The 25,675-nt window shown below is 36.2% G+C and carries 22 protein-coding genes and 1 tRNA gene; 19 read left to right on the top strand and 4 right to left on the bottom strand.

Translation table 11 applies throughout. The annotated features are described in order from the left end of the window. The 10 genes from KY055_00990 to KY055_00945 form a co-directional block, all read left to right on the top strand. Positions 1-256, top strand: a 256-nt coding sequence (locus KY055_00990) for a hypothetical protein (protein ID MBZ1345206.1), incomplete at its 5' end; no start/stop codon positions are given. Then, positions 238-1,911, top strand: a complete 1,674-nt coding sequence (locus KY055_00985) for an indolepyruvate ferredoxin oxidoreductase subunit alpha (GenBank protein MBZ1345205.1) — start codon at positions 238-240, stop codon at positions 1,909-1,911. The genes KY055_00990 and KY055_00985, both read left to right, overlap by 19 nt. A gap of 11 nt (positions 1,912-1,922) precedes the next feature. After that, complete coding sequence (locus KY055_00980) at positions 1,923-2,504, top strand: indolepyruvate oxidoreductase subunit beta (GenBank protein MBZ1345204.1); 582 nt, start codon at positions 1,923-1,925, stop codon at positions 2,502-2,504. Further along, on the top strand, positions 2,476-3,438 hold the full coding sequence (locus KY055_00975; GenBank protein ID MBZ1345203.1) for a YvcK family protein: 963 nt from the start codon (positions 2,476-2,478) through the stop codon (positions 3,436-3,438). Before KY055_00980 ends, KY055_00975 begins: the two co-directional genes overlap by 29 nt. A gap of 55 nt (positions 3,439-3,493) precedes the next feature. Then, positions 3,494-4,741: an NTP transferase domain-containing protein gene (locus tag KY055_00970; protein ID MBZ1345202.1), complete on the top strand. Its 1,248-nt coding sequence runs from the start codon at positions 3,494-3,496 to the stop codon at positions 4,739-4,741. A gap of 39 nt (positions 4,742-4,780) precedes the next feature. Continuing rightward, entirely contained in the window at positions 4,781-5,215 is a 435-nt protein-coding gene (locus KY055_00965; GenBank protein MBZ1345201.1) for a hypothetical protein, read from the top strand. Between the two features lie 23 nt (positions 5,216-5,238). Next, on the top strand, positions 5,239-6,015 hold the full coding sequence (locus tag KY055_00960; protein ID MBZ1345200.1) for a hypothetical protein: 777 nt from the start codon (positions 5,239-5,241) through the stop codon (positions 6,013-6,015). 145 nt (positions 6,016-6,160) lie between these two features. Continuing rightward, positions 6,161-6,976, top strand: coding sequence for a hypothetical protein (locus tag KY055_00955; protein ID MBZ1345199.1), 816 nt, complete (start codon positions 6,161-6,163; stop codon positions 6,974-6,976). Between the two features lie 88 nt (positions 6,977-7,064). Next, a complete protein-coding gene (locus KY055_00950) occupies positions 7,065-8,270 on the top strand; it encodes a hypothetical protein (GenBank protein MBZ1345198.1) in 1,206 nt (401 codons plus the stop codon). Between the two features lie 121 nt (positions 8,271-8,391). Further along, on the top strand, positions 8,392-10,320 hold the full coding sequence (locus tag KY055_00945) for a hypothetical protein (protein ID MBZ1345197.1): 1,929 nt from the start codon (positions 8,392-8,394) through the stop codon (positions 10,318-10,320). A gap of 351 nt (positions 10,321-10,671) precedes the next feature. Here the strand turns inward: KY055_00945 and KY055_00940 are convergent. From KY055_00940 to pth, 4 genes are all read right to left on the bottom strand, one after another. Then, positions 10,672-10,755, bottom strand: a tRNA-Leu gene (locus tag KY055_00940). Positions 10,756-10,775: 20 nt separating this feature from the next. Next, complete coding sequence (topA, locus tag KY055_00935) at positions 10,776-12,863, bottom strand: type I DNA topoisomerase (protein ID MBZ1345196.1); 2,088 nt, start codon at positions 12,861-12,863, stop codon at positions 10,776-10,778. Further along, the gene (gene dprA / locus KY055_00930; protein ID MBZ1345195.1) at positions 12,844-13,716 is read right to left on the bottom strand and encodes a DNA-processing protein DprA; all 873 of its coding nucleotides are present in this window, start codon (positions 13,714-13,716) and stop codon (positions 12,844-12,846) included. Before dprA ends, topA begins: the two co-directional genes overlap by 20 nt. A 77-nt stretch (positions 13,717-13,793) precedes the next feature. Then, on the bottom strand, positions 13,794-14,423 hold the full coding sequence (gene pth / locus KY055_00925) for an aminoacyl-tRNA hydrolase (GenBank protein ID MBZ1345194.1): 630 nt from the start codon (positions 14,421-14,423) through the stop codon (positions 13,794-13,796). Positions 14,424-14,593: 170 nt separating this feature from the next. Between pth and lepB the strand changes: the two genes are divergently transcribed. From lepB to KY055_00880, 9 genes are all read left to right on the top strand, one after another. After that, positions 14,594-15,142 (top strand): signal peptidase I, encoded by a 549-nt coding sequence (gene lepB, locus KY055_00920; protein MBZ1345193.1) that lies wholly within the window; start codon positions 14,594-14,596, stop codon positions 15,140-15,142. A gap of 6 nt (positions 15,143-15,148) precedes the next feature. Beyond that, positions 15,149-16,435, top strand: coding sequence for a histidine--tRNA ligase (hisS, locus tag KY055_00915; protein MBZ1345192.1), 1,287 nt, complete (start codon positions 15,149-15,151; stop codon positions 16,433-16,435). Positions 16,436-16,446: 11 nt separating this feature from the next. After that, the gene (locus KY055_00910; GenBank protein MBZ1345191.1) at positions 16,447-16,656 is read left to right on the top strand and encodes a hypothetical protein; all 210 of its coding nucleotides are present in this window, start codon (positions 16,447-16,449) and stop codon (positions 16,654-16,656) included. Positions 16,657-16,679: 23 nt separating this feature from the next. Beyond that, the gene (gene ybeY / locus KY055_00905) at positions 16,680-17,264 is read left to right on the top strand and encodes an rRNA maturation RNase YbeY (protein MBZ1345190.1); all 585 of its coding nucleotides are present in this window, start codon (positions 16,680-16,682) and stop codon (positions 17,262-17,264) included. A gap of 54 nt (positions 17,265-17,318) precedes the next feature. Then, positions 17,319-18,575, top strand: a complete 1,257-nt coding sequence (ftsA, locus tag KY055_00900) for a cell division protein FtsA (protein ID MBZ1345189.1) — start codon at positions 17,319-17,321, stop codon at positions 18,573-18,575. Positions 18,576-18,590: 15 nt separating this feature from the next. Further along, the gene (gene ftsZ / locus KY055_00895) at positions 18,591-19,523 is read left to right on the top strand and encodes a cell division protein FtsZ (protein ID MBZ1345188.1); all 933 of its coding nucleotides are present in this window, start codon (positions 18,591-18,593) and stop codon (positions 19,521-19,523) included. Positions 19,524-20,420: 897 nt separating this feature from the next. Then, entirely contained in the window at positions 20,421-23,102 is a 2,682-nt protein-coding gene (locus KY055_00890; GenBank protein MBZ1345187.1) for a hypothetical protein, read from the top strand. 65 nt (positions 23,103-23,167) lie between these two features. Beyond that, positions 23,168-23,983 carry an anaerobic ribonucleoside-triphosphate reductase activating protein gene (locus tag KY055_00885; protein ID MBZ1345186.1) on the top strand — a complete coding sequence of 272 codons (816 nt, stop codon included), beginning with the start codon at positions 23,168-23,170 and terminating at the stop codon, positions 23,981-23,983. Between the two features lie 276 nt (positions 23,984-24,259). Next, the coding region (locus tag KY055_00880; GenBank protein MBZ1345185.1) for a ComEC family competence protein at positions 24,260-25,675 on the top strand (1,416 nt) is incomplete at its 3' end.

Below are 25,675 nucleotides of genomic sequence, written 5' to 3'. Positions count from 1 at the left end.
TATTACTATGGGGCCGCAAACAGTTTTTGAGGCAAAAAAGATTTTACTTTTAGCTTCTGGCGAAAATAAAGCTGAGGCAGTTGCAAAATTTATAGAAGGACCAATTACTCCTCAAATCACAGCCTCAATTTTACAAAAACATCCAGACACTATTGTTATTCTTGACCAAGCCGCAGCATCAAAAATAACCTGTCCGCCGAAGCTCAAAGAGCGAACGCCGGGAAGGAAAATATTAAAATGGAGGAAATCTTATTAAATAGACCGGGGAAAAAAATTATTTTACTTGGGAATGAAGCAATTGTCAGAGGAGCCCTGGAAGCGGGGGTGAATTTTGTTTCCACTTATCCGGGAACGCCGGCTTCGGAAATCGGAAATACTTTTTTCAAATTATCTCAAAATAAAAGCTATAAAGGTTATTTTGAATTTTCAACCAATGAGAAAGTGGCTTTGGAAGCCGGAATTGGAGCCAGTTTTTCCGGTTTGAAAACTTTGGTGGCAATGAAGAGCTTCGGCTTAAATGTTTGTCTTGATTCTTTGATACCTTTTGTTTATACGGGCGTAAAGGGGCCAACCGTTATTATTGTGGCAGACGATCCGTCTTGCCATAGTTCAGCCCAATCAGAACAAGATTCGCGCTTTATAGCTTCTGCCGCGCACATTCCCATTTTAGAGCCATCAGACCCCCAGGAATGCAAAGATTTTACCAAATTGGCTTTTCAAATTTCAGAAAAATTCAAAATTCCGGTAATGATAAGAACCACCACCCGCGTGGCCCATCAGAAAATGCCAGTAAAGATAGAAAAGCTTCCGGAAAAAGGAGCTAAGCTCCTTAAGGGAAGGTTTGTTAAAGATCCCAAAAAATTTGTGACTTTGCCGCCCCGGGTTTTGGAGATGAAAAAAGAACTTTTGGAAAAGATTGAAAAAATCAGAGAATTTTCTGAAAAGAGCCCTACGAATTACGAATTCAATCGAATTACGAATAAAAAAATAGGAATTATTGCTTCGGGAATCTCTTATTTGTATGTGAAGGAGGCGTTAAAAGAGTTGGATTTAAATTTACCGGTTTTAAGGCTGGGATTTTTTTATCCCCTGCCGGAAAAGAAAATTAAAAATTTCATTAAAAGATTAGACGCGGTTTTAATCGTTGAAGAATTGGAGCCTTATTTGGAAAGAGAGGTAGAAAGATTAGCCAAAGCCGTTAATTGTAAATTAGGAGTAATAGGGAAAAAACTATTACCGGAAACAGGCGAATTAAAACCAGAAATTGTTACCTTCGCTGTTGCTAAATTTACTAATAAAAAATTAAAAATTGAAAATTTATTGAACCCCGCCCTTTCGCAAAAGGGCGGGGGAAAATTGAAAATTCCGAGGCGAATGCCTCGATTATGTCCCGGTTGCCCCTATTGGCTGGTTGTTTCGGCAATTAAAAAGGCGGTTGACACAAAAAAAGTTATTTTTGGGGGGGAAATCGGTTGTTATATGTTATTTGGCACACCGGCTGTTAATATGCAGGATTATTTATCTTGTATGGGTTCTTCCGTCGGCATTGCCCATGGGGTTAAGAAGGCAGCGGACAAGCAGAAACTAATTGCTTTTGTCGGCGACTCATCTTTCTTCCATGCCGGCATTCCTGCTTTGATTAATACTGTTTTTAACAAATCAAATCCCCTGATTATTATTTTGGAAAATCAAACCACAGCCATGACCGGCCTTCAACCCCACCCCGGAGCGCCGTCTATTCCCAACGGGATTAAAATAGAGAACATTGTTCGGGCCTGCGGAGTAAAACACCTTAAAATAATTGACCCGGTTAATCAAGAAGAATTCATTGAAACGATTAAAGAATTTTTAGAAAAAAAAGAAGTTTCGGTAATTATTGTTTGTAAACCATGCATTCAGATAAAAAAATAAGCCAATTTAATATGTTGATTGTTGGAACAGGCGGCCAGGGCCAAATTACTCTTTTGCAGATTTTGGCTGAAGCTGCTTTGATTGACAATCTTGATTTTAAAAGTTCTGAACTCCACGGCTTATCTCAGAGAGGAGGTTCGGTTGAGGTTCATATTAGATTTGGTCAAGAACTTTTTTCTCCGTTGATTTCCAAAGGAAAAGCAAATTTAATTTTGGCCTTAGAGGCCCAAGAGAGTTTAAGGGGACTTCATTTTAGCAACCCCAAAACGATTTTTTTAATCAATAAATATTTTGCCTTAATACCCGGCCAAAAAGGAATTTCCGAGAGACGAATTTTGAATAATCTGAAAGAATTTTCAAAAAAGATAATTTTCATTCCGGCCGCCGAAATTTGTCAAAAAGAATTCGGGACCGGAGTTACGGCCGGAATTTATCTGCTTAGTTTAGCCGTCTTTAAAAAGTTAATTCCCTTAAAACCGGATTCAATTCTCAAGGCAATTAAAAAGATAATTCCGGAAAAACACCTGGAATTAAATAAAAAAACTTTTCAATTGGCAAAAAACCATGCAAAAGAAATCGGGACTGAAAAATAAAAACATTGTTTGCCTTGGCGGCGGCAATGCTATGCCCAAAGCAGTTTTGACCGGACTAAAAGAATATCCTGTGAAATTATCGGTAATTTGCGCCATGCTTGACTCTGGTGGTTCGGCCGGACGACTGAGAAAAGATTATAAAATTGTTTCTCCGGGCGATATTCGCCGGGCATTCATTGCTTTAGCCAACACTTCGCCGGCAATTAAAGAACTTTTTGATTATCGTTTTCAATCAGGCGAATTGAAAGGACATAATTTTGCCAATCTTTTAATTACTGCTTTAGAATTAAGCACTAATGATTATGAAAAGACCAGGCAAGAATTAAAAAGAATTTTAAATGTTTCTCATGAAATCTTGCCGGTTACTTTGGATAAAGCTCATCTTTACGCAGTTTTAGAAAATGGCAAGATAATTTCAGGCGAAACAAACATTGATATTCCAAAACATAATGGGAATTTAAAAATTAAAAAAGTTTTTTTGAAACCAAAAGCAAAAACTTATCCTAAGGTCATAGAGGCGATAAAAAAAGCCGATTTAATAATTATTGGTCCCGGCGATTTGTATTCAACCCTGGCTCAGATTTTATTAACCCAAGGAATTTCAGAAACAATTCAAAAAAGCAAAGCCAAAAAAGTTTATCTTTGCAATTTAATGACTAAACACGGGGAAACCAATAATTTTACGGTATCCGATTTTACCAGAAAAATAGAAGAGTATATATCCCAAGAGGTAGATTATGTAGTTTATAATAATTTTATTTCTTCAAAAAGAATCATTGAAAAATATAAAAAAAAGCATCCCGAGTTGCTGGATTTGGTGAAATTTAATGAAAACCTGCCCAAGGGAAAATTTATTGGCAAGAACTTATTAAAAAAGAACTTAATTGAACATAACCCAAAAGAAGTGGCAAAAACTTTAATTTCTTTATTATGAAAATTTCCCAAGCCCCGTTAGAAATTTTACACAACGGGGTTATTCAGAAAAATCTATGAATCAAAAATTTCTAACGGGGCAAGCGGTAATTTTAGCTGCTGGCCAGGGAATAAGAGCGCGACCCTTGACTTCAACCAAACCAAAACCCCTTTTGAAGATTTTGGGAAAAACCATTTTAGAGCATAATTTGGAACAATTAAGAGGTTTGGTCAATGAGGTGATTTTGGTCATCGGCTACAAAGGAGAAATGATTGAAAAGTTTTTCGGCAATCGTTACAAAAATTTAAAAATAAAATATGTTTGGCAAAAAGAACAATTGGGAACAGGGGATGCGGCTCAAAAAGTCATTCCCTTTTTAAAAGATAAATTTTTTTTACTGAACGGAGATGATTTATACGATAAAAATGATTTTCAGAATTGTCTTAAAAAATTCCCTTCTATTTTGATAGCCGGGGTAAAAAACCCGGTTGATTTCGGCCAGGTAATTGTTGGAAAAAAAACAGTCAAAGAATTTATTGAAAAACCGGAAAAAGAATTAAGCAATTTGGTCAATTGCGCATTTTATTTTTTAGACAAATCAATTTTCAAATTAAAAATTGAAAAATCAAAAAGGGGAGAGTATGAATTCCCTGATTTTTTAAGAAATTTAATTGAAAATAAAAAATTGTTTTTTGTCATTGCCAAGAACTGGCTTCCCCTTCCTTATTCTTGGAATTTATTGGATGCTAATCAATTTCTATTAAATAAAATTAAAAGAAGCATTAAGGGGAAAATTGAAAAAAATTGTCAAATTTCAGGTAAGGTGGTTATTGAAAAAGGAACATTAATTAAAAGCGGAACTTATATTGAAGGACCGGTCTTTGTTGGTAAAAATTGTCAAATTGGCCCCCACTGTTATCTCCGGGGACCGATTAGCCTTGGCGACAATTGCCATCTCGGTCAAGCAGTGGAAATAAAAAATTCAATTATTGGCGATGATTCAAAAATTCCCCATTTGAATTATCTTGGCGATTCAATTTTGGGTCAAAACTGTAATTTAGGAGCGGGAACCATTCTGGCTAATTTAAGATTTGATAAAAAAAACATAAAAGTAAAAGTTGAAGGAAAACAAATTGACAGCCAAAAAATAAAATTAGGAGCAATTTTGGGCGACAACGTTAATGTGGGAATTAATTGTTCTTTAATGCCCGGTGTTTTAATCGGAGCCAATTCAACAATCGGACCTCATTCAGTTGTTTTTGAGAATATAAAAGAAAATACAAATTTTTACCGGAATTTATCCAAGCCAAGGCAAAGCCGGTAACAGGGGGGCAATAAAATTAGCCATTGAACTATTAAAAAAATGATAATTCTTGGTTTTGATACTTCTTGCGATGATACTTGTGTTGCGACCGTAGAAGCAGATAAACGTAGATTACAACGCGGATTTAAGCGGATGAAATTTGAAATTCTTTCAAATATGATTTCGTCCCAGGTGAAATTACACGCCAAATATGGAGGCGTCTACCCTGCATTGGCTAAGCGGGAACATATAAAAAATCTTCCAACCGTTTTTAAACAGGCAACAAAGAAAATCAAACTTTCTGAAATTGATTTAATTGGCTTGACAGTAGGGCCTGGTTTAGAACCTTGCTTGTGGCAGGGTATAAATTTTGCTAAAAATTTAGCCCAAAAATTAAATTTGCCGATTGTTCCAATAAATCATATAGAAGCCCATATCCTGGCTAACTGGCTTCCGCCAGTTAGCGAAAATTCCAAATTCGCCCAGCCCTCTTAAAGGGCTGTGGCGAAATTCCCGGCTTGTCTTGCTTCGCAAAGCAAAGCGAGCAGGTAAAATCCAAAAATATTTTCCCAGCGATCTGTTTAGTAATTAGCGGAGGGCATACTCAATTGATTTTAATGAAGGGGATTGGTAAATACAAAATATTAGGCGAAACCCGCGACGACGCGGCTGGCGAGTGCTTTGACAAGGTGGCCAGGATTTTGGGAGTTGGTTATCCTGGCGGACCGGCCATAGCCAAAATAGCAAAAGGATTTGTTAGAGGACGGGCCTCTGTCAATCTGCCCCGGCCGATGATTTATCAAAAAAATTATGATTTTAGTTTTTCCGGTTTGAAAACCGCGGTTTTGTACGAAGTTAAAAGCGGAAAGCGAAAAGTGAAAAACGAAAAATATATTCAAGCGATGTCTGCTGAGATTCAGCAGGCAATCACCGCGGTTTTGTACGAAGTTAAAAGCGGAAAGCGAAAAGTGAAAAACGAAAAATATATTCAAGCGATGTCTGCTGAGATTCAGCAGGCAATCATTGATGTTTTAATTCATAAAACTATTAAAGCAGCCAAAAATTTTAACACAAAATCAATAATTTTAGGCGGCGGCGTCGCTGCCAATGATGAATTAAGAAAACAATTTATGTCAAATGTCAAATGTCAAATGTCAAATGTCAAATTTTTTGTTCCACCAAAAAACTTATGTACCGATAATGCGGCAATGATAGCCATAACGGCTTATTTTAACCAAAAAAAAGCGACAAAAGATTGGCAAAAAATAAAAGCAGACGCTAATTTAAAAATATGAAACTTTGTAGCGCTTGTTTGTTGGGAATAAATCGGCAACTATAACGAGAAGGGTAATATGGATTTTGTTTTCTAAAACTCCCGATTTTAATCGGGGAGAGTGTCAACATTAGAATTTGTGCTTAAAATAAGGGTTTTTTAAAAAAATGAAAAAAATTGAATCATTTAATAATTTTTCTCCGGAAAGGGAAAGGTCATTTAATAATTTTTCTCCGAAGTTTGATGAAAAAAGGGAAGAGAATAATAAAGAGCGACAAAGGGAATTTAAAAATATCCAAGAGGCAATAGATTTTTCACTCTTGGCAACTTTTGAAATAAAAGGGAATAAAAAAGAAGATAAAGAAAAAAGATTAATTATTAAAAAGCCGGAAAAAGCAACCAATCTCTCGGAGTATGAAAAATCTCTTTTTGACACCCTTCTTGAAAAAGATACTTTGCCAAAAATAAATCTTTTAGTTGATATTGACGGGGTTTTGACAGATAGCCCAGGAAAAATTAAAGAATTATCAAAAATTCTTTTCAAAATTAAAGAGTTTCCCGAAAACATTGCTGAATTTCGCCAGAAATTAAAAGAAACTAAAATTCCCTATAGCTCCCTAAAGACCTTTTTGCAATGCCGGGATAAAACCGAAAATATTTGTTTGGTAACTGATAGATTGGGATTTGGCTCAACTTATTATCCTTTTTTTAATAAAAAAAGTCAGGATATTTTTAGAAAACACGGAATCCAGGTTCAAACGGATGTTTTTAAGCCACTTTCTTTTGGGCGTCAATTTTTGAAATCTTTAAAAAAGATTGACGAACAATTTTTAAAAATGATTGAAGAAGGAGATATTACTTACTATTTTGGGTCAGGCCCATCAGATGAAAAATTTATCCGAGGAATTCGTCAAGAAATGCAAAAAAAAGAAATTCCTCAAGAAAAAGTGGTTTTTTCCTTAATTACTCTGGATAACCAGTAAATTTCTACGACTCCCCCCGATTGAAACAGGAAAAGTTGGTGAGATTGCGATGTTGCTAATAATATAAAGTTATTATAAAATAAATAACATGAAGATAAAAAAGAAAATAATAAAATCTTCCTTAAAGAAGGTTGTTGCGCCCCCAAAAATCGTACTTAAAAAGAAAAGAGCTTCTAAAAAGGAAAAACCAGTAAAGACATTTGCAAAAATCGTACTTAAAAAGAAAAGAGCTTCTAAAAAGGAAAAACCGGTAAAGACAGTTGCAGTAAAGACATTCGTATTAACGAAGCCCGAAGAAAATCCAATAATTCTACCGAAAGCGGAAAATAAATGGGAGGCCTGGCAAACCTTCAATCCCGGCGTGGTCTTGCTTAATGACAAAGTACACTTTCTTTACCGAGCCATTGGAGAAGATGGCATTTCTCGTTTTGGCTATGCGATTTCAATTGACGGCTTTTATATTGATGAACGATTTTCTTATTCCGTTTATGAACATCAAGTTGGGCAAAGTCCCTCTTTTAATATCTTTTCCTATTTTTCCGGCGGAAGCTTTGGAGGAGCCGAAGACCCTCGAATTGTTCGTGTTGATAATGAAGATATCTTGTATATAATTTACACCGCTTGCGATGAGGGGCTGCGAGTAGCCCTTACTTCAATAAAAGTTAATGATTTTTTGAATAAAAAATGGCAATGGAAAGCTCCGGCTTTAATTTCGAAACCAGGCGAAACTCATAAAAATTGGGTTATTTTTCCGGAAAAAATAGATGGAAAATATGCGATTTTGCACAGCATTAGTCCTGAAATATCTATTGCTTATCGTCATAGTTTGGAGTTTCAAAAAGACGAATACATTGAAAGTTATTACAACGGTAATTGTGGTAGAAAAAATTGTTGGGATAGTTGGTTAAAAGGCGCCGGAGCGCCGCCCCTTAGGACTCGTTTGGGCTGGCTTCTTTTTTATCATGCAATAGATAAAGCAGACCCTGGAAAATATAAAGTTGGGGCAATGATTCTTGACCTAAACGATCCAACCAAAATTCTTTATCGCGCCCAAGAACCTGTTTTAGAACCAGAAAAAGAATATGAAAATAATGGCTTTAAGGCAGGAGTGGTATATCTTACTGGAGCAGTGATTAAAGACGGTGAACTTTTGGTTTATTACGGAGCTTCAGACAACTACATCTGTGTCGCGCATAGCAATTTAGAATTATTTTTAGAAACATTACAAAAAGAGGAAAAACCAAAACTTAAATCAAAAACTTTAAAGAAAAAAACAAATAATTATTTTGATTAACTTTATACTCAAAATAAAAGCCATGGCTTTTATTTTGAGTATTATAATATTATAATTTTGTTAAGTCTCTGGATTTTGTTTTCTAATACTCCTGATTTTAGTCAAGGAGAGTGTCAATAGTATGATAATTAAACGAGCAGAAGAAAATCCAATATTAAAACCCTTAAATATCCACGCCTGGGAAGCTCAGGCTGTTTTTAATGGTTGTCCAATTGAAAAAGGAAATAAAATTTATCTTTTATACAGGGCGGTTTCTTTGCCCCATTATCATACTGCCAACCGAGCCAATATAATGACTTCTGATATTGGCGTTGCTGAAAGTAAAGATGGTATTCGTTTTACAAATCGGCAACGTCTTATTGTCCCAGAATACGATTGGGAAAAATTTGGCTGTGAGGACCCGCGAATAACAAAACTTAATGGGGAATATTATATTTTTTATACCGCTCTTTCCGAGTATCCTTTTAGAGCCGAGGGTATTAGAGTGGGCTTGGCTATAAGCAAAGATTTAAAAACAATCAAAGAAAAACACCTAATTACCTCTTTTAATGCTAAAGCTATGGCTCTTTTTCCGGAAAAAATAGGCGGAAAGATGTGGGCAGTGCTTACTGTTAATACGGATAACCCGCCAGCAGAAATTTGCCTTGCTTCGTTTAGTAAAGAAAATGATATTTGGTCAGAAACGTTTTGGCAAAAATGGTATAAAAATTTTTCTACTGAAAGAGAAAAATATGCCTTGCCACTGCGACGTTCATCGCAAGACCATATTGAAGTCGGCGCTCCTCCGATTAAAACAAAATACGGTTGGTTATTATTATATTCTTATATTCGTAATTATTTTTCCCCTCAAAGACTTTTTGGCATAGAAGCTGTTTTGCTTGACCTTAAAAACCCTTTAAAAATTATTGGCAAGACCGATACGCCAATTTTAGTTCCCGAGGAGTATTATGAGAAAGTAGGTCTTGTTCCTAATACAGTTTTTCCCTCCGGGGCAATAACGAAAGGGGATTGGATTTATCTTTATTATGGAGCAACCGATACCACTTGTTGTTTGGTTTATATAAGTCTTTCTGTTTTATTAGAGGAATTGTTAAAAACAACAGAAAAAAAAATAGTTTTAGAACGAGCTAAAGAAAATCCGATTATTACTGTTAAAAAAGAACACCCCTGGGAAAGTAAAGCTGTTTTTAATCCGGCTGCTATCTATCTTCAAGAAAAAGTTCATATTATTTATAGGGCAATTTCAGAAGATGATACTTCTGTTTTTGGCTATGCTGCAAGCAAAGATGGCGTTCATATTGATGAACGTTCTTCTCAGCCGATATATCTTCCCCGCGAGCCCTTTGAACAGAAATTTAAAAATGGGGTCGGCTCTGGGTGTGAAGATCCCCGCTTAACTAAAATAGCTCAGAAGATTTATATGTGCTATACAGCCTACGATGGAAATCTTCCGCGAGTGGCTTTGACCTGGATTTGGGAAAAAGATTTTCTCAAAAAACAATGGCATTGGTCAAAACCAGTACTTATTTCTCCGGCCGACTTAAACGATAAAAACACCTTTATCTTTCCAGAAAAAGTAAATGGCAAATATTTAATTATTCATCGAGTTGGTTATGATATTGATTATTCTTTTTATCATACTTTAGATTTCAAAAGCGAGACCTTTCTAAAAGAACAACGTTGGATATATACAAGAAAAGGCTGGTGGGATAGTAAAAAAATAGGAGCAGCTGCTCCGCCTGTAAAAACAAAAGAAGGCTGGATTATGCTTTATCACGGTGTTTCAGAAGATAACGTTTACCGGGTAGGAGCCGTGCTTTTAGACCTTAAAAATCCGCTTAAAATTCTTGGCCGAACAAGACATGCTATTTTGGAGCCAGAAACAGCCTACGAAAAAACAGGGTTGATACCAAATGTTGTTTTTCCTTGCGGTAATGTAGTTTTGGGCGATAAACTTTTTGTCTATTACGGAGGGGCTGACCAAGTAATCGGGGTTGCCACTATTAAAATAGCAGACCTGCTCGCCTATCTTAAATTGTGTAAATATTAAAAGGTTCGCCTAAGTATTTGCTATGGGGGTTGTCAGCCAATGGATTTTCTTGCCCGTCCCGCAGCGCCAGGAACTTCAGCGGACGCGCCGCGCGGCTGAATCAGTTGAGCAAAAATCAGAAAGTTTGATTCTGGTAGGCGAGGTGGGATTCGAACCCGCAAGAGATTTTATATAAAAACAGATTTTATATAAAGACTCGAAATAAATGCCATGGCAATCATTTCGAGTACATTAAAATAAATTTTTCAATAAATTTTTCTGCGATTCTTCTTTTGCGAATTAAGCAAGGTATGTTTATATGTCGTCCATTCAAAATCTTTAGTAGGCAATTTTGCCTTAGGCATAAAATTGTGCCGAAGGAGGGACTTGAACCCTCAAGCCATTGCTGGCAATGGATTTTGAATCCATCGTGTTTTCCGATTTCACCACTTCGGCATATTTTCTGCTTTATTTTATCAGGTTTTAGTCTGTTTTTCAATATAATTACACTCTTTAGAGCACTTAATTTGTTTTCTCTTTGTTTTAACTAAAAGCGATTTGCATTTAGGACAAATTTCTCCGGTCGGTTTGTCCCATAAAGCAAAATCGCATTCCGGCCAATTGGAACAGCCGTAAAAAATTTTTCTTTTTTTAGTTCTTTTTTCAACAATTTTTCCTTCCCTACATTTTGGACAGGCGATGTCTAAAATGTTTTTTTCCAAGGACTCGGTATATCGGCATTTGGGAAATTTAGAACAGGCGTAAAATTGGCCGTATTTTCCAAGACGAATTAACAAAGGAGCGCTGCATTTGGGACAAGTTTTTTCGGTCGGCTTTTCGGTGATGTCTTTTTTGGAAACCTCTTCGTATTTTTGTTTTAAATTTTCTTCAAAAGGTTCATAAAATTCTTTGATTAGCGGAACCCACTTTTTTTGACCCCGAGCAATTTCATCTAAATCCTCTTCCATTTTGGCAGTAAAACCAATATCAACAACCCTTGAGAAATGATTTATCAAAAGATCATTTACCGCTGTGCCAATTTCGGTTGGTCTAAATCTTTTTTGTTCGTTTTTTTCAATATAATTTTTTTCTTGAATGTTTGATAAAATCGGAGCATAAGTTGAGGGTCTGCCAATGCCGTTTTCTTCTAAGGTTTTAATTAAGGTCGCCTCATTGTGTCGGGGGGGCGGCTGGGTAAAATGTTGAGAGGGAATTAGTTTTATCAGTTCTAAAATTTCATTTATTTCTAATGCTGGCAATTCTTTTTCCTCATATTTAAGCGGATAAACTTTCAAAAATCCATCAAATTTTAGAATCTGTCCAGTAGTTCTGAAAGTGTATTTTGGAATTTGTTTGGAATTTGCCGTTTGGCATTTGGGATTTCCGGTTTCGATTTCTACAACAGTAGAATCAAAGACGGCTTGGCTCATTTGACAGGCAATAAATCTTCGCCAGATTAGGTCATAAAGTTTAAATTGATTGTCTTGGGGACTTAATAATTCAGGGGTTTTAGCAGGCTCGGTTGGTCTAATTGCTTCATGGGCTTCCTGGGCGCTTTTGGATTTCGTTTTATATTTTCTTAAAAATCCCGGCCAGTAATTTTTTCCATAATTTTCAGTAATAAATTTTTTTGCGGCAAAAAGAGATGAATTAGAAAGATTTAAAGAATCGGTTCTGTGATAACTCGTTAATCCACGTTCATAAATCTGCTGGGCCACTTGCATTGTTAATTTGGCCGGCCAACGAAATCTCTGCCAGGCCTCTTGTTGAAGGGCGCTAGTTGTAAATGGGGGTAGGGGATTTCTTTTAACTTCTTTTTTGTTAATATTTATTACCTTATAGTTCGCTCCTTCCAAATCCTTAACAATTTTCTCTGCTTCTTTTTTTATTTTAATCCCCAATTTTGGAATAATTTTATCATCTTTCTTAACTAAAAAAGCCTCAAACTTACAGGGGTCTGACCCCTGTAATTTTTTAAGGTGGGCGATGATTGTCCAATATTCTTGGGGTACGAATTTTTCAATTTCTCTTTCTCTTTCAACTACTAATCTGACTGCTACTGATTGAACCCGGCCGGCCGACAACCCCCTGGCTATTTTTTTCCATAGAAAGGGAGATAATTTATAACCGACGAGCCGGTCTAAAATTCTTCTTGCCTGCTGGGCGTTAACCAAATTCATATCAATTTTTCTCGGATTTTTTAATGCCTCCTCAATTGCCGATTTGGTGATTTCATGAAAAACAATTCGTTGATAAGTTTTTTGGCCATTGAGATCTAAAATTTGAGATAAATGCCAGGCAATTGCTTCGCCCTCTCTATCCATATCTGTGCCCAAAATTACAGATTCGGCCTTTTGAGCCTCATTTTTTAAAATTTGAATGTTTTTTCTTGATTTGAGAGGAATAATGTATTTTGGTTTAAAATCATTTTCTACATCTAGACCCAATTCACTTTTCGGTAAATCTCTAATATGGCCATAAGAAGACAGAACTTTAAATTTTGGGCCTAAAAAGATTTGCAGGGTTTTTGATTTTGTAGGTGACTCAACGAGTACTAATTGCATAAATGTTTCCTCCTAAGTTTCTTACTTTACCTTTTATTTCTAAAATGGCAAGGGTGCTAGCCACTTTAGCGACTGACAATTTTGTTTTTTCAATAATTTTATCAACATCCAACCCCTCTTCTTTTAAGACACCCAAAATCAAATTTTCCTCTTCACTCTCGCCTTCATAAAAGGAGCTAAGCTCCTTTAAGGGTAGGTTTAATTCTAATAAAATGTCATTAGCGTTTTCCACTAACTTTGCCCCTTTTTTAATTAAAAAATGACAACCTTTTGAGTTTGGAGAATGAATTGAGCCGGGAATGGCAAAAACCTTTCTTTTTTGAGAAAAAGCATAATGGGCGGTAATTAAAGCTCCACTTTTTTGTTTTGCCTCTATTACCAATACCCCTAAAGAAATTCCAGAAATTATTCGATTTCTCTGGGGAAAAGTAAATTGAGTTCCTCGAGTTCCCGGCGGGTATTCAGAAATTAAGCAGCCCCCAGTTTCTAAAATCTTTCTGGCCAATTTTAAATTTGATTGGGGATAAATACTTTTTTCATCTAAACCGGTGCCAAGAACCGCAATTGTTCTTTTATTTCTCTCTAAAGCTGCTTGATGGCAAAAAGTATCAATGCCTGGAGCCAGACCTGAAACAATTGTTAATCCTGCTTCTGCCAAATCCCCGGCAATTTCCAAAGCCACTTGCTTTCCGTAATTTGAAGAGCGCCGCGTTCCGACAATGGCAAAACAATTTTCACAATGTTTGATTTCCCCTTGATAATAAAGAATCTCCGGCGCATCTTTAATTTCTTTCAAACGTCCGGGATAATTTTTTTCCCCGGCATTAATTTTTTTTATTTCCAATTCTGACATTTTAATAAAATGTTCTTAGTTTTTTATTTGTTATATTTATTCATTCCGGCGCAGATAAATAGAATTTATGAGCCTGGTCAAGCAGATATTATATTATATGTACCCTTCGCCTTTTCCAAACCATGTTTTAAGAAAAGTTCAATCGCTTCAATTGTTTTTTTAATAATTTCTTTTAAAATCTTTTCTTCGTCTTTGTTAAACTTCTGAAGAACAAACCTTTCTGGGCTTTTGGGCTTACCAAATTTAGGTTGAATGCCAATCCTAAATCTAACAAAATTCTTCGTTCCTAACTCTTTAATTATTGATTCTACTCCCTTGTGGCCAGCTGCTCCTCGACCTTTGGCAATTCTGATTTTACCCAAAGGTAAATCAATGTCATCATGAATAACAAACAAGCTCTTACATATTTTTGCCATGGCTTTTTTATGTAAGAGGTATTGGATTAATGGTTTTACTGATTTCCCAGAGAGATTCATGAAGGTTTGGGGCTTGGCTAGAATGACTTTTTTATCTCCAATTTTTCCTTTGGAAACTTGAGCGCTGAAAATTGATTGAAGGTCGCTGAGACTTCGTCTCATCTCCCACCCTTCGCTTCGCTCGGGTAATTGAAAATTGGCGGCGATTTCATCGACCACCCTAAAACCAATATTATGGCGGCTATATTTGTATTTCGGGCCGGGATTGCCCAGACCAACGATTAAAATCATAGATTTTGAAATCCAAAGCTCAAAGCTCAAAATCCAAAACAATTTAGAATTTAAATATTTGAATTTTGAATTTATTTTGAATTTTGGATTTTGGCATTTGGATTTTAAGTTAATTTATTATATCATTCCCCTTGCTAAAATAAAAAAATCTTGTTAAAATTAAAAAGCATATGAAAAATTTCTTTATTTTTATTTGGGAAATTATAAAAATTGTCACTCTTGCTTTATTAATAGTGGCTCCCATTCGCTATTTTATCTTTCAACCCTTTTTGGTTCACGGGCAATCAATGGAGCCGAATTTCGGGCAAAATGATTATTTATTGGTTGACCGGATTAGTTATCGTTTTCGCGACCCCCAAAGAGGAGAAGTCATTGTTTTTCGCCCTCCCCAAAATTTCTTTCACCACCACATCAAAAGAATTATTGGCTTGCCAGGCGAAAGAATTAAAATTGAAAACGGTCAAATCATAATCTCAAAACAGGACCTCGTACCCAAAATACTAAATGAAAATGATTATCTTCCGCATCATTTAACAACCCATGGCAGAATTGAAATACAATTAAATAAAGACGAATATTTCGTTTTGGGCGACAATAGAAATTTTTCTTCCGATTCTCGGCACTGGGGTTCTTTAAAAAGAGAATACATTATTGGCCGAACGTTTTTTAGAGCTTGGCCGTTTACGGAATTTACAAAAATTAAAGCTCCAACCTATTAAGGCATTATGAAAAAATCCAAATTTCACGCGCCAACCGGAATGCACGATATTTTACCCGAAGAACAAAAATATTTCCAAAAAATTTATCGGGTAATAGAAAGTATAGCTGATTTTTATAATTTCGGAAAAATTGAAACCCCGATTTTAGAAGAAACAGAACTTTTTTCCAAAGGAATTGGCATATCTACTGATATTGTCGGAAAACAAATGTTCAATTTAAAGACGAGGGGTGGTGATTATTTAAGTTTGAGGCCGGAAGGAACGGCTTCCATCGCCCGGGCTTATATTGAGCGGGGAATGTTTAATTTACCTCAGCCCTTAAAACTTTGGCATTTCGGTCCTTTTTTCCGCTACGAAAGTCCGCAAGCCGGCAGATTTCGTCAATTTTGGCAGGTTGGTTTTGAAATTTTTGATGAAAAAAGTCCGGTTGTTGACGCTCAAATCATTCAAATTTTCTATAATATTTTACAAGAAATCAAGTTAAAGGACTTAACCATTGAAATAAACAGCATTGGAGATAGTCAGTGCCGTCCCTATTATAAAAAACTTTTAGTCAGTTATTTTAAGTCCCGGGAACACGGTCTTTGTCTTGATTGCCGACGTCGGTTAAAAGAAAATCCCCTAAGAATTCTGGATTGCAAAGAAGAAAAATGCCAGCCGATTAAAGCCAACAGTCCCCAAATGATTGACCATCTTTGTCAAGAATGCAAGGACCATTTTAAAGAGGTTTTGGAGTTTTTAGATGAAATTGAATTGCCCTACTATTTAAATCCTTATTTGGTCAGGGGTCTTGATTATTATACAAAGACGGTTTTTGAGATTTTTTCAGGACCAAAAGGAGGTGAGCCAGAAGAAAAAAAACCGGCCGCTTTGGCTGGCGGAGGCCGCTATGACGGTTTGGTAAAAATTTTAGGAGGAAAAGAAACACCGGCCGTAGGAGCAGCCGCCGGAATAGAAAGAATTGTAGGGCTAATAAAAGAAAAAAAGATAAAAATTTCCCCCTCTTCTTCTCCCCGGGTTTTTTTGGCTCAATTGGGCAATCTGGCGAAAAAAAGAAGTTTAGGGCTGATGGAAGAATTTAGAAAAGAGAAAATTAAAATTGCCGAAAGTTTTGCCAAAGATTCTTTAAAGCTCCAATTGGCCAGAGCCGATAAAATGGGAGTAAGATATGCTTTAATTTTTGGCCAAAGAGAATCCTTAGACGGAACAATAATTATTAAAGATATGCAATCGGGCAAACAGGAAACAATAAAATTAGAAAAGGTTGTTAGGGAAATACAAAAACGTCTTTAAGGGCAATAACAATGGAAGTTAAAAAACAAATCAAAGAAAACAACCAGACCTTAATTCGCCGTTTTCTAAAAGCAGTAAAAAGAAGCGGGATTTTGGTTCGGGCAAGAAAAGTTAGGTTTCGCCAGAGGAAAAAATCCAAGCAAATGAAAAAACAAAGCGCCCTAAGAAGAGAAATTAAAAAAATAGAATATGAAAAATTGGAAAAACTCGGCAAAACTTAAAAATAAAAAAGCAAATTTAAAAAATGATTGAAATTAATAACCTTACCGGTGATTTTTTAGATGAAAAGTTTTTAAAAAAAATTGGTCAAAAGGTCTTGGAGGGAGAATCGGCCAGCCGGCAGAAAAGGAAAACTAATTTATCTCTGGTTTTTGTAAGTCAGGGGAAAATACAAAAATTAAATAAAATCTATCGGAAAAAAAACCAAGCGACCGATGTCTTGGCCTTCGGCCAAAGCCAAAAATTTCCGATTATGCTTGAAAATGAATTGGGTTTAGGAGAGGTCGTCATTTGTCCAAGGGAAGTTAAAAAAAATGCCAAAAAATACAATTCTTCTTTTAAAAAGGAATTAGCCCGAGTTTTAATTCACGGGATATTACATCTTTTACCCGAGCGCAGCGAGGGGCGGAGAAGAAGGAATCTTCTTCGACTACCCGAGCGCAGCGAGGGGCGGAGAAGAAGGAATCTTCTTCGACTACCCGAGCGCAGCGAGGGGCGGAGAAGAAGGAATCTTCTTCGACTAGACAAAAACCATGAAAAAAATAAAAAAGAAGCTGAAAAAATGAGAGAAAAAGAAGAATATTACCTTTCAAAAATAAATAAATTATAAAAAAGTTGTTTTCTAAAACTCCCGACTTTAGTCAAGGAGAGTGTCAAAGACCTCATGAATAAGGAAAAAATTATTACTGGCTTGGATATCGGAACGGGTATGATAAAAATTCTTTCCGCTCTGAAAAAACCCAATCAAGAAGAATTAGAGGTTTTGAGTTTTCACCAGGAACCCTCTTTCGGGGTAAGGCGAGGGGTCGTTGTTAATATCAACAAGGTGGCGGAAATCATTGTTTCTTTAATCAGGAAAGTTGAAAAAGAAACCGGACAAAAAATAAACAATGTTTATGCCAATATTGGAGGAAGCCATATTTTCTCCGCTTCTTCACACGAAACCATAGCCGTTTCCCGGGCCGACCAGAAAATTTTTGAAGAAGATATAAACAGGATTTTACAAGCCGCTCAAACTTTCCCCCTTTCGGTTAATAAAGAAATTTTGGATATTTTCCCCAAAGAATTTATTGTTGATGGAGAAAAAGGCATTAAAGAACCCATTGGAATGAAAGGAGGAAGGTTAGAGGCAGAGATGTTGGTAGTTGGCGGATTTTCCCCTTACATTAAAAATTTAACTCAGGCGATTTTAAATTCCGGCCTTCAAAGAATTGATGACATTGTTTCTAATCCTTTGGCTTCAGCCAGAGCGGTTCTGGCCGAGCAGGAAAAGGAATTAGGGGTCGTTCTTTTGGATATAGGGGCCGGCACAACGGATTTGGCGGTTTTTGAAGAGGGGACATTAATGGGTTTAACAATTATTCCCATTGGCTCGACCAACATTACTTACGATATTACTGTTGGTTTAAAAACCGATATTGAAACAGCTGAAAGAATAAAGCTTGAATTTGGCAGCGTCCAAACATCTTCTTTGTTAAAGGAGAAAATTAAAAAAAAGAAAAAGAATTCCAAAAAAAATTTTGATTTTCTGTCCGAAAGAATAAAAATTGAGGGCGATGAGCCAATCTTTTTTTCTAAAAAAATTCTTAGAGAAATTATTGAGTCCAGGGTCAAGGAAATTTTTAGAGAAGTTCAAAAAGAATTAAAAAAAATCTCCAAAACAGGGTCTTTGCCGGCCGGAGTGGTTTTAACCGGCGGTGGGGCGAAATTGCCGAAAATCAAGGACTTTTGTAAAAAAGAATTAAAACTGCCCTGCCGGATTGGTTTGGTTCAGGGACTCTTTCCCCCTCAGGACGATTCGGCTCTTTCTTCGGTTTGCGGCTTGGTTTTAGCCGGGGCTGATTTGGAAAAAGAGAATCAAATTTTTCAAGGTGGCTTTATGGATAAAATAAAGAAAATATTAAAAAACTTTATACCCTAATTCTAAAGAAATAAGATGAAAAAAATAAATACAAAAATTAAAGTGGTCGGAATCGGAGGAGCGGGCTGTAATGCTGTTTCCCGGATGGCAAAGTCCGAAATTAAAGGAGTTCAATTAATCGCCATTAATACCGATGACCAGGATTTAAAGAAAATTAAAGCCGATATTAAATTAAAAATTGGCCGGCAGATGACCCAGGGTTTGGGGGCCGGAATGAATCCAGAAGTTGGAAAAATGGCAGCCGAGGAACAAAAAGAAGAAATTAAAGAGGTCTTAAAAAATTCAGACCTAATTTTTATTACTTGTGGTCAGGGCGGAGGAACCGGTTCAGGAGCTTCGCCGGTCGTGGCTGAAATCGCCAAAAATTTGGGCGCCCTGACTATTGGAATAGTTACCCAGCCCTTTTCTTTTGAAGGTCTTTTAAGAAAAGAAATCGCCCAAGAAGGGATAAAAAACTTAAAAGAAAAAATTGACACCTTAATTGTTATTTCTAATGATAATCTTTTCTCGGCTTTAGCCCCCGATATTTCTTTATTAAACGCTTTTTGGTTTTGCGATGAAACCTTGCGTCAGGCGGTTCAGGGGATTTCCGATTTGATTGTTTTGCCCGGCATTATTAATGTTGACTTTGCTGACATTAAAACAATTTTAAAAGATTCGGGTACTGCTTTTTTTGGAATCGGCCAAGCCAAAGGAGAAAAGAGAGCCGAGGAGGCGGCTAAAAAAGCGATTTATTCTCCGCTTTTCAATGTTTCTCCAAAAGGGGCTAAAGGAATTTTGTTTAATGTTTCCGGGGGAAAGGATTTAACTTTAACCGAAGTTGAGGAAATTGCCGGCATCTTTACCAAAGAAATTATTCCCGAAGATAAAGTAATTTTTGGAGCAGTTGAGGATAAGAAATTGACCAAAGGTGAGATAAAGGTGACGGTCATTGCCACTGGTTTTTGACCTCGTTAGGAAAAGTGCGGTTCTAATTTTGGGGTGTGGATAAGTCCGATTTTTAACAGAACTTGACTGGGGTTTGACCCAGTTTTTTTGTTAGAGTAAAATACAATAATGCTTCAAAATAAAATTACAAAAGTTCAAAAAAGAGACGGAACAATAGTTGAATTTGACCAAACCAAGATTACCAACGCGATTTTCAAAGCAATTACTGCTGCCGGTCAGGGCGATGGCAATCGTTCAAAAAAACTTTCTGACAAAGTAACCCAAATTTTAAGCAGAAGATTTAAAAAAGATGAAATTCCTAACGTTGAGCAAATTCAAGATATTGTTGAAGAAGTTCTAATTTTAGAAGGATTGGTAGAAACCGCCAAGGCCTATATTCTTTACCGCGAACAAAGAAGAAAAATCAGGGAAGCAATAACAATTTCTGAAGAAGCAGTAGAAAGAATGGATCAATATCTGGAGAAACTTGACTGGGAGGTACAGGAAAATGCCAATATGGCCTTTTCCCTCCAAGGACTAAACCATTATGGCGTTTCTTATATTGTCAAGAAATATTGGCTTAATAAAGTTTATCCAAAAGAAATTAGAGAAGCGAATGAATCAGGAGATTTGCACCTTCACAACTTAGACACTTTAGCGGTTTATTGTTCGGGATGGGATTTGTATGATTTATTATTAAAAGGTTTTGGCGGTGTTTCCGGGAAAATGTCTTCCAAGCCGGCAAAACATTTCAGGAGCGCTTTGGGCCAGGCCGTAAATTTTCTATTTACTATTACAGGCGAAGTTGCCGGCGCCGTAAGTTTTTCAAACTTTGACACTCTTTTAGCCCCTTTTATCCGTTACGACAACTTAAACTATCAACAAACAAAACAAGCTCTTCAGGAATTTTTGTTCAATATGGCAACGCCGACTCGGGTCGGCTTTCAGAGTTTGGCCTGGGAAGAGTTAGTGGTAATTAAGCGCCAGGACAGAATTAAATTTTTTGAGATTGGAGAATTGATTGATAAAGAATTTGAAGGAAATTCTCACCGCATCATTGAACAACATCCCCAAAGTTATGCTATCCAAAATTACGATGATTATTATACGCTTTCTTTTAATTCTCAAGGAAAAGCGGTCTGGGCTAAAGTTAAAGCATTCATAAGACATCGCGTTCCAAAAAACAGCCGATTTTTAAAAGTGAGAACTAACCGAGGAGAAACTATTGTTTCCCCGGCTCATTCGCTTTTTGGTTTTAGAGAATTTAATAATAAATTTAATCCTGAACCGATTTCTGCCTCAGAAGTTGAGACCGCTTTTGATTACCGCCAGCTTAATAAAAAAAATCACTTTATTGGATTAAGCAAAATAGAACAAGAAAAAGAAAAAAACGAGATAGATTTAGTTGAACTTATTGATGAACTTCCGAAACTCCAAAAAAATGTTTTTGTCAAAATAAACCCAACCCATACATTATCTAAAATTCGAGAAAATATTATTGAAAAATATCAAGCTATTCACCCGTTTTATATTGATTTTGGCATAAAGGATAAGGGGATCTGGAATGATTGGCTTGAAAGAAAATCTATTCGTTATGATATTTGGCGAAAATTTGGGAACCCAACGCAAAAACAGGAATTTACATTGAAAAACAGTAATATTTGGTATCCTAGAATCCTAAAAGGAAAAACATTGGAAAATTTTGTAAAACTTTCTGGCTGGTATATTACTGAAGGGCATAAAGGATTCTCTCTGCCTCTTTATATTTCTCAGGCCTGGTTAAAACAGGTGAAAGAAATTGAAGAGATTTTAAGGGGGCTGCAGGGATTGGGATATATCCAAAAAAATAAAGGTTATTCTCCAAAAGGCAATAAAGTTAAGCAGGTTTACAAAATAGCTGGCAAGGGACTGTTAGCTGAAATTATTGGCCTAAATTGCGGCACCCTATCTTTTAACAAGATTATTCCTTGGTATATTTTTGACCTTTCAGAAAAACTTCAAAAGATATTTATTCAAACTCTTTTTAAGGGCGATGCAAGTGAATACGAAAAGTATTATGATTTTTCTACAACATCCAAAAAACTTTCTTTGAGTTTAAGCGTGCTTTTAGCCCAAAACAACATTCGATTTAGCGTTTATACTGAGAAAAACAGTAAAATTAATAAAAATTGGAGAAATAGCTATATTGTCCGGGCATTCAAAGAAAATGCTCAATCCGGGAAAAATCAGTACCGGGTTAACGACTTTGAAGCAAGGGTTTGTTTAGGGAAAGAACAGATTATTTATAATAAAGAATATGAGTATGATATTTCAGTAGATTTGCCTCAAGAAAATTTTATTGGTGGAACAGGAGCTTTAGTTTATCATAATAGTCCTTTTAGCAACATTACCTTAGACCTTAAGCCCTCTCCTGTTTTCGCTAAACAGCCGGTGATTATTGGCGGAAAGCCGCAAAAAGAAACTTATAGCGAATTTGAAGAAGAAATGAAAATATTTAACAAAGCCTTTTATGATGCAATGCTGGAAGGCGATAAGGATAATCGGCCGTTCTCGTTTCCAATTCCAACAATAAACATTACTAAAGATTTTCCCTGGGACGAACCTGCTTTTGACGGAATTTTTGAGGCCTCGGCAAAATACGGAATAAATTATTTTGTTTATTATCGGGGAGGTGGTGGCTTGTTTGGAGCGGGTTCAAAGACCGGTTCAATCGGCGTAGTTACGATCGGAATGCCGAGAATCGGTTATCTTTCAAAAACAAAAAAAGAATTTTTTGAAAAATTGGGAAAAATGATGGATTTGGCTAAAGAAAGTTTGGAAATTAAAAGAAAAACAATCGAAAATTTTATTGAAAAGGGCTTGTATCCGTATTCCAGGTTTTATTTATCGGACATTAAAAAAGCCCGAGGAAGTTATTACGCTAATCATTTTGCCACTATTGGTTTGGTTGGAATGAATGAAGCGCTTTTAAACTTCATTGGCTTAAACATTGCTTCAAAAAGAGGAAGAAGGTTTACCACTGAAGTTTTAGATTTTATGAGAGAAAGATTGGTGAAATATCAAAAAGAAACTGGCAATATTTACAATTTAGAAGCTACGCCGGCCGAATCAACAGCCTATCGATTGGCCCTTAAAGACAAAGAACAATACCCGGATATTATTACCGCCGGAACAAAGAAGGTGCCTTATTATACTAATTCCAGCCATCTGCCAGTAAACTACACCAACGATCCTTTTGAGGCCTTGAAACTTCAAGACGAATTACAATGTCTTTATAATGGCGGCACGGTAATCCATCTTTTTTTGGGGGAACAAATCAACGATATACAAACAGTTAAGAGTTTGGTTAAAAAAGTTTTTGAAAATTTCCATTTACCATATATTACCCTAACTCCGACCTTTTCAATTTGTCCAACTCACGGATACTTAAAAGGAGAACATTTCTTTTGTCCCGAATGTACGATAAAACAGCCCTGCGAGGTTTATTCAAGAATCGTCGGATATCTGCGCCCAGTGAATCAGTTTAATCTCGGGAAGCAAGAGGAATTTAAAGAGAGAAAAATGTTTAAAATTAGAAAACTTGAATTGGTTAAAACATGATTCACCCCGTTAGAAATTCTGTGTCAATTTTAACATTTGACGGGGTAAATTTTTACTGAATAATTATGAAAATTTCTAACGGGGTTCAAATCGGTGGGCTTCAAAAATTAACTTTAATTGATTATCCCGGCCGCTTGGCGGCCACTGTTTTTTTTTATGGTTGCAATTTTCGTTGTCCCTGGTGTTTTAGTCCGGAGTTGGTCTTACCAGAGAAAATTAAAAAACAACTTCACCCCGTTAAACCCAGTAAAGATGGAATTTCGCCTTCAGCGAAATTTAACGGGGCGAGGATTTCTGAAAAGGAATTTTTTAAATTTTTGAAAGAGAGAAAAGGATTATTGAATGGGGTTACGATATGTGGCGGAGAGCCAAGTATTAATAAAAAATTACCCGCTTTTACAAAAAAAATCAAAAAATTAGGATATTTCGTTAAACTTGACACGAATGGTTCCAATCCAAAGATGTTAAAAAGATTGATTGATGAGAAATTAATTGATTATCTGGCAATGGATATTAAGGCGCCATTGGGGCTAAAGTTAAAAGCTAAAAGTCAAAGGTTAAAAGTTCTAAAATACGAAAAAGCGACGGGTGTGAAAGTTAATTTAGAGAAAATTAAAAAAAGCATTGAAATTTTAAAAAACTCAAACATTGATTTTGAATTTCGCACGACCGTAGTCCCCGGTATCCAGACAAAAGAAGATATTATAGAAATCGCTAAATGGATAGGCGGACCGAAGATAAAATACTATCTTCAAAATTTTCGGCCGGAAAAAACCCTTGACCCAAAATTTGAAAAAATAAAACCCTATCCCCAAGAATATTTATTAGAAATCCAAAAAGCCATCGCCCCCTTTTTTGAAATCTGCCAGTTGAGACCTTAATCAGTACCCGACACTACTTATCCTAGAAAGAACTAAAAAAACAGTTCAATTTAATTTAATCTAAAAGTACCTAAAGCGTACGATCGTGCGAATTAAGAACAAAGGTGTTAGAATAATCAGTACCCGACACTACTTATTCTATTGTTGACTTTTTCGACACCCGTATAAAAAGTCAACACTTATAGCTATTAGCTATCAGTAGAATAATCAGTGCCCGACACTAATTAAGACACCACTCTATTTCTTAAAATCTGTCCTGTGGGGTAAAATAAAGGAATGACCGCTTCAAGAATATTTTTATATTTTTGCCTCTCTTTTATCGGAGGGATTTTTTTAAGTTCTTTTTTTACCCCGCCCCTTTTTATATTAGGGGCGGGGTTGATTTTTGGAATTTTGTTGATTTCGGTCCCGCCCTCTTTGAAGCTAAGGGCTTCAAAGAGGGCGGGATTTGTTGTCCTTGGTTTTTGCGTTTTATTTTTGGTTTTTGGGGTTTGGCGGCACGAGAGGGCGGAATTAAAGGTTATTAATGATGAATTAAGAAAATATCACGATTTAGAACAAAAAATTACTTTAATTGGCACTGTCTCGGCTGAGCCGGATGTTAGAGAAAAAAGTATTAAACTTTCAGTTAAAATAAACGAAATTTTGTTAGAGGACGGGCCTCTAACAACTGATGGGAGGGTTTTGGTAACTACTCAGCGATATCCAGAATATCAATACGGAGACAAATTAAAAATTACTGAAAGATTAAAAAGCCCGGCAGAGGATATAAACGGCTTTAATTACAGAGATTTTTTAAAAAAAGACGGAATTTACTCGGTAATGAGCTGGCCAGAAATTGAGTTATTAGAGAGCGACACCCCGCCCCCAATTTGGGGGCGGGGTTTTGCTAAAATTTTGCAGTTTAAAGAAAAACTGAGAGAATCAATTTATCAAAATTTATCCCCGCCCCAGAGTTCAATTTTGGGAGCAATAATTTTAGGAGATAAAAGAGGAATCTCCCAAGAATGGAAAGAAAAATTAAATATCACCGGGGTGAGGCATATCACGGCAATTTCAGGAATGCATGTGGCAATATTAGCCATTATCTTGATGACTATTTTAATTGGTCTCGGGTTTTGGAGACAACAATCTTTTTATTTTACTATAATTTTAATTTCTCTTTTTATCATAATGACCGGTCTTCAGCCCTCAGCTATTCGGGCCGGAATTATGGGCGGGCTTTTTCTTTTAGGTCAGTATTTGGGAAGATTGTCAGTTTCTTCTCGGGCAGTTGTTTTTGCCGCCGCTATAATGTTAGCCCAAAATCCTTTCCTTTTAAAATTAGATGTTGGCTTTCAACTATCTTTTTTGGCGATTTTTGGAATAATTTATTTTCAGTCCCCAATTAAGGGCGGACTAAAATTTTTACCAAACCCTGAAATTTTTCCATTGAGAAGCCTTTTAGCAATGACTCTTTCGGCTCAAATTTTTACTTTGCCGATTTTAATTTACAATTTTGGTTATTTTTCTTTGATTGCCCCCCTAACCAATATCTTGATTGTCCCTCTGCTTCCCTGGTTGATGATTATCGGTTTTATTTTTACTCTTTCGGGAATTTTCTGGCAGACATTGGGCTGGATTTTTTCTTTGCCCAACTGGTTACTTTTGACTTTCATTGTCAAAATAGTTGACTGGTTTTCTCAAATTCCC

It is taken from the genome of Candidatus Nealsonbacteria bacterium (assembly GCA_019923625.1).
GTDB lineage: Bacteria > Patescibacteriota > Minisyncoccia > Minisyncoccales > RBG-13-42-11 > JAHXGN01.
Note: the sequence above shows the minus strand (reverse complement) of the source record. Positions and strands in the feature narration are given on the sequence as shown.

Bases quoted from the DNA above. Each gene is read 5' to 3' on its own strand.
- KY055_00985 (MBZ1345205.1), top strand. From the start codon at position 238: ATGGAGGAAATCTTATTAAATAGACCGGGGAAAAAAATTATTTTACTT.
- KY055_00980 (MBZ1345204.1), top strand. From the start codon at position 1,923: ATGTTGATTGTTGGAACAGGCGGCCAGGGCCAAATTACTCTTTTGCAG.
- KY055_00975 (MBZ1345203.1), top strand. From the start codon at position 2,476: ATGCAAAAGAAATCGGGACTGAAAAATAAAAACATTGTTTGCCTTGGC.
- KY055_00970 (MBZ1345202.1), top strand. From the start codon at position 3,494: ATGAATCAAAAATTTCTAACGGGGCAAGCGGTAATTTTAGCTGCTGGC.
- KY055_00965 (MBZ1345201.1), top strand. From the start codon at position 4,781: ATGATAATTCTTGGTTTTGATACTTCTTGCGATGATACTTGTGTTGCG.
- KY055_00955 (MBZ1345199.1), top strand. From the start codon at position 6,161: ATGAAAAAAATTGAATCATTTAATAATTTTTCTCCGGAAAGGGAAAGG.
- KY055_00950 (MBZ1345198.1), top strand. From the start codon at position 7,065: ATGAAGATAAAAAAGAAAATAATAAAATCTTCCTTAAAGAAGGTTGTT.
- KY055_00945 (MBZ1345197.1), top strand. From the start codon at position 8,392: ATGATAATTAAACGAGCAGAAGAAAATCCAATATTAAAACCCTTAAAT.
- topA (MBZ1345196.1), bottom strand. From the start codon at position 12,863: ATGCAATTAGTACTCGTTGAGTCACCTACAAAATCAAAAACCCTGCAA.
- dprA (MBZ1345195.1), bottom strand. From the start codon at position 13,716: ATGTCAGAATTGGAAATAAAAAAAATTAATGCCGGGGAAAAAAATTAT.
- pth (MBZ1345194.1), bottom strand. From the start codon at position 14,423: ATGATTTTAATCGTTGGTCTGGGCAATCCCGGCCCGAAATACAAATAT.
- lepB (MBZ1345193.1), top strand. From the start codon at position 14,594: ATGAAAAATTTCTTTATTTTTATTTGGGAAATTATAAAAATTGTCACT.
- hisS (MBZ1345192.1), top strand. From the start codon at position 15,149: ATGAAAAAATCCAAATTTCACGCGCCAACCGGAATGCACGATATTTTA.
- KY055_00910 (MBZ1345191.1), top strand. From the start codon at position 16,447: ATGGAAGTTAAAAAACAAATCAAAGAAAACAACCAGACCTTAATTCGC.
- ybeY (MBZ1345190.1), top strand. From the start codon at position 16,680: ATGATTGAAATTAATAACCTTACCGGTGATTTTTTAGATGAAAAGTTT.
- ftsA (MBZ1345189.1), top strand. From the start codon at position 17,319: ATGAATAAGGAAAAAATTATTACTGGCTTGGATATCGGAACGGGTATG.
- ftsZ (MBZ1345188.1), top strand. From the start codon at position 18,591: ATGAAAAAAATAAATACAAAAATTAAAGTGGTCGGAATCGGAGGAGCG.
- KY055_00890 (MBZ1345187.1), top strand. From the start codon at position 20,421: ATGGCAACGCCGACTCGGGTCGGCTTTCAGAGTTTGGCCTGGGAAGAG.
- KY055_00885 (MBZ1345186.1), top strand. From the start codon at position 23,168: ATGAAAATTTCTAACGGGGTTCAAATCGGTGGGCTTCAAAAATTAACT.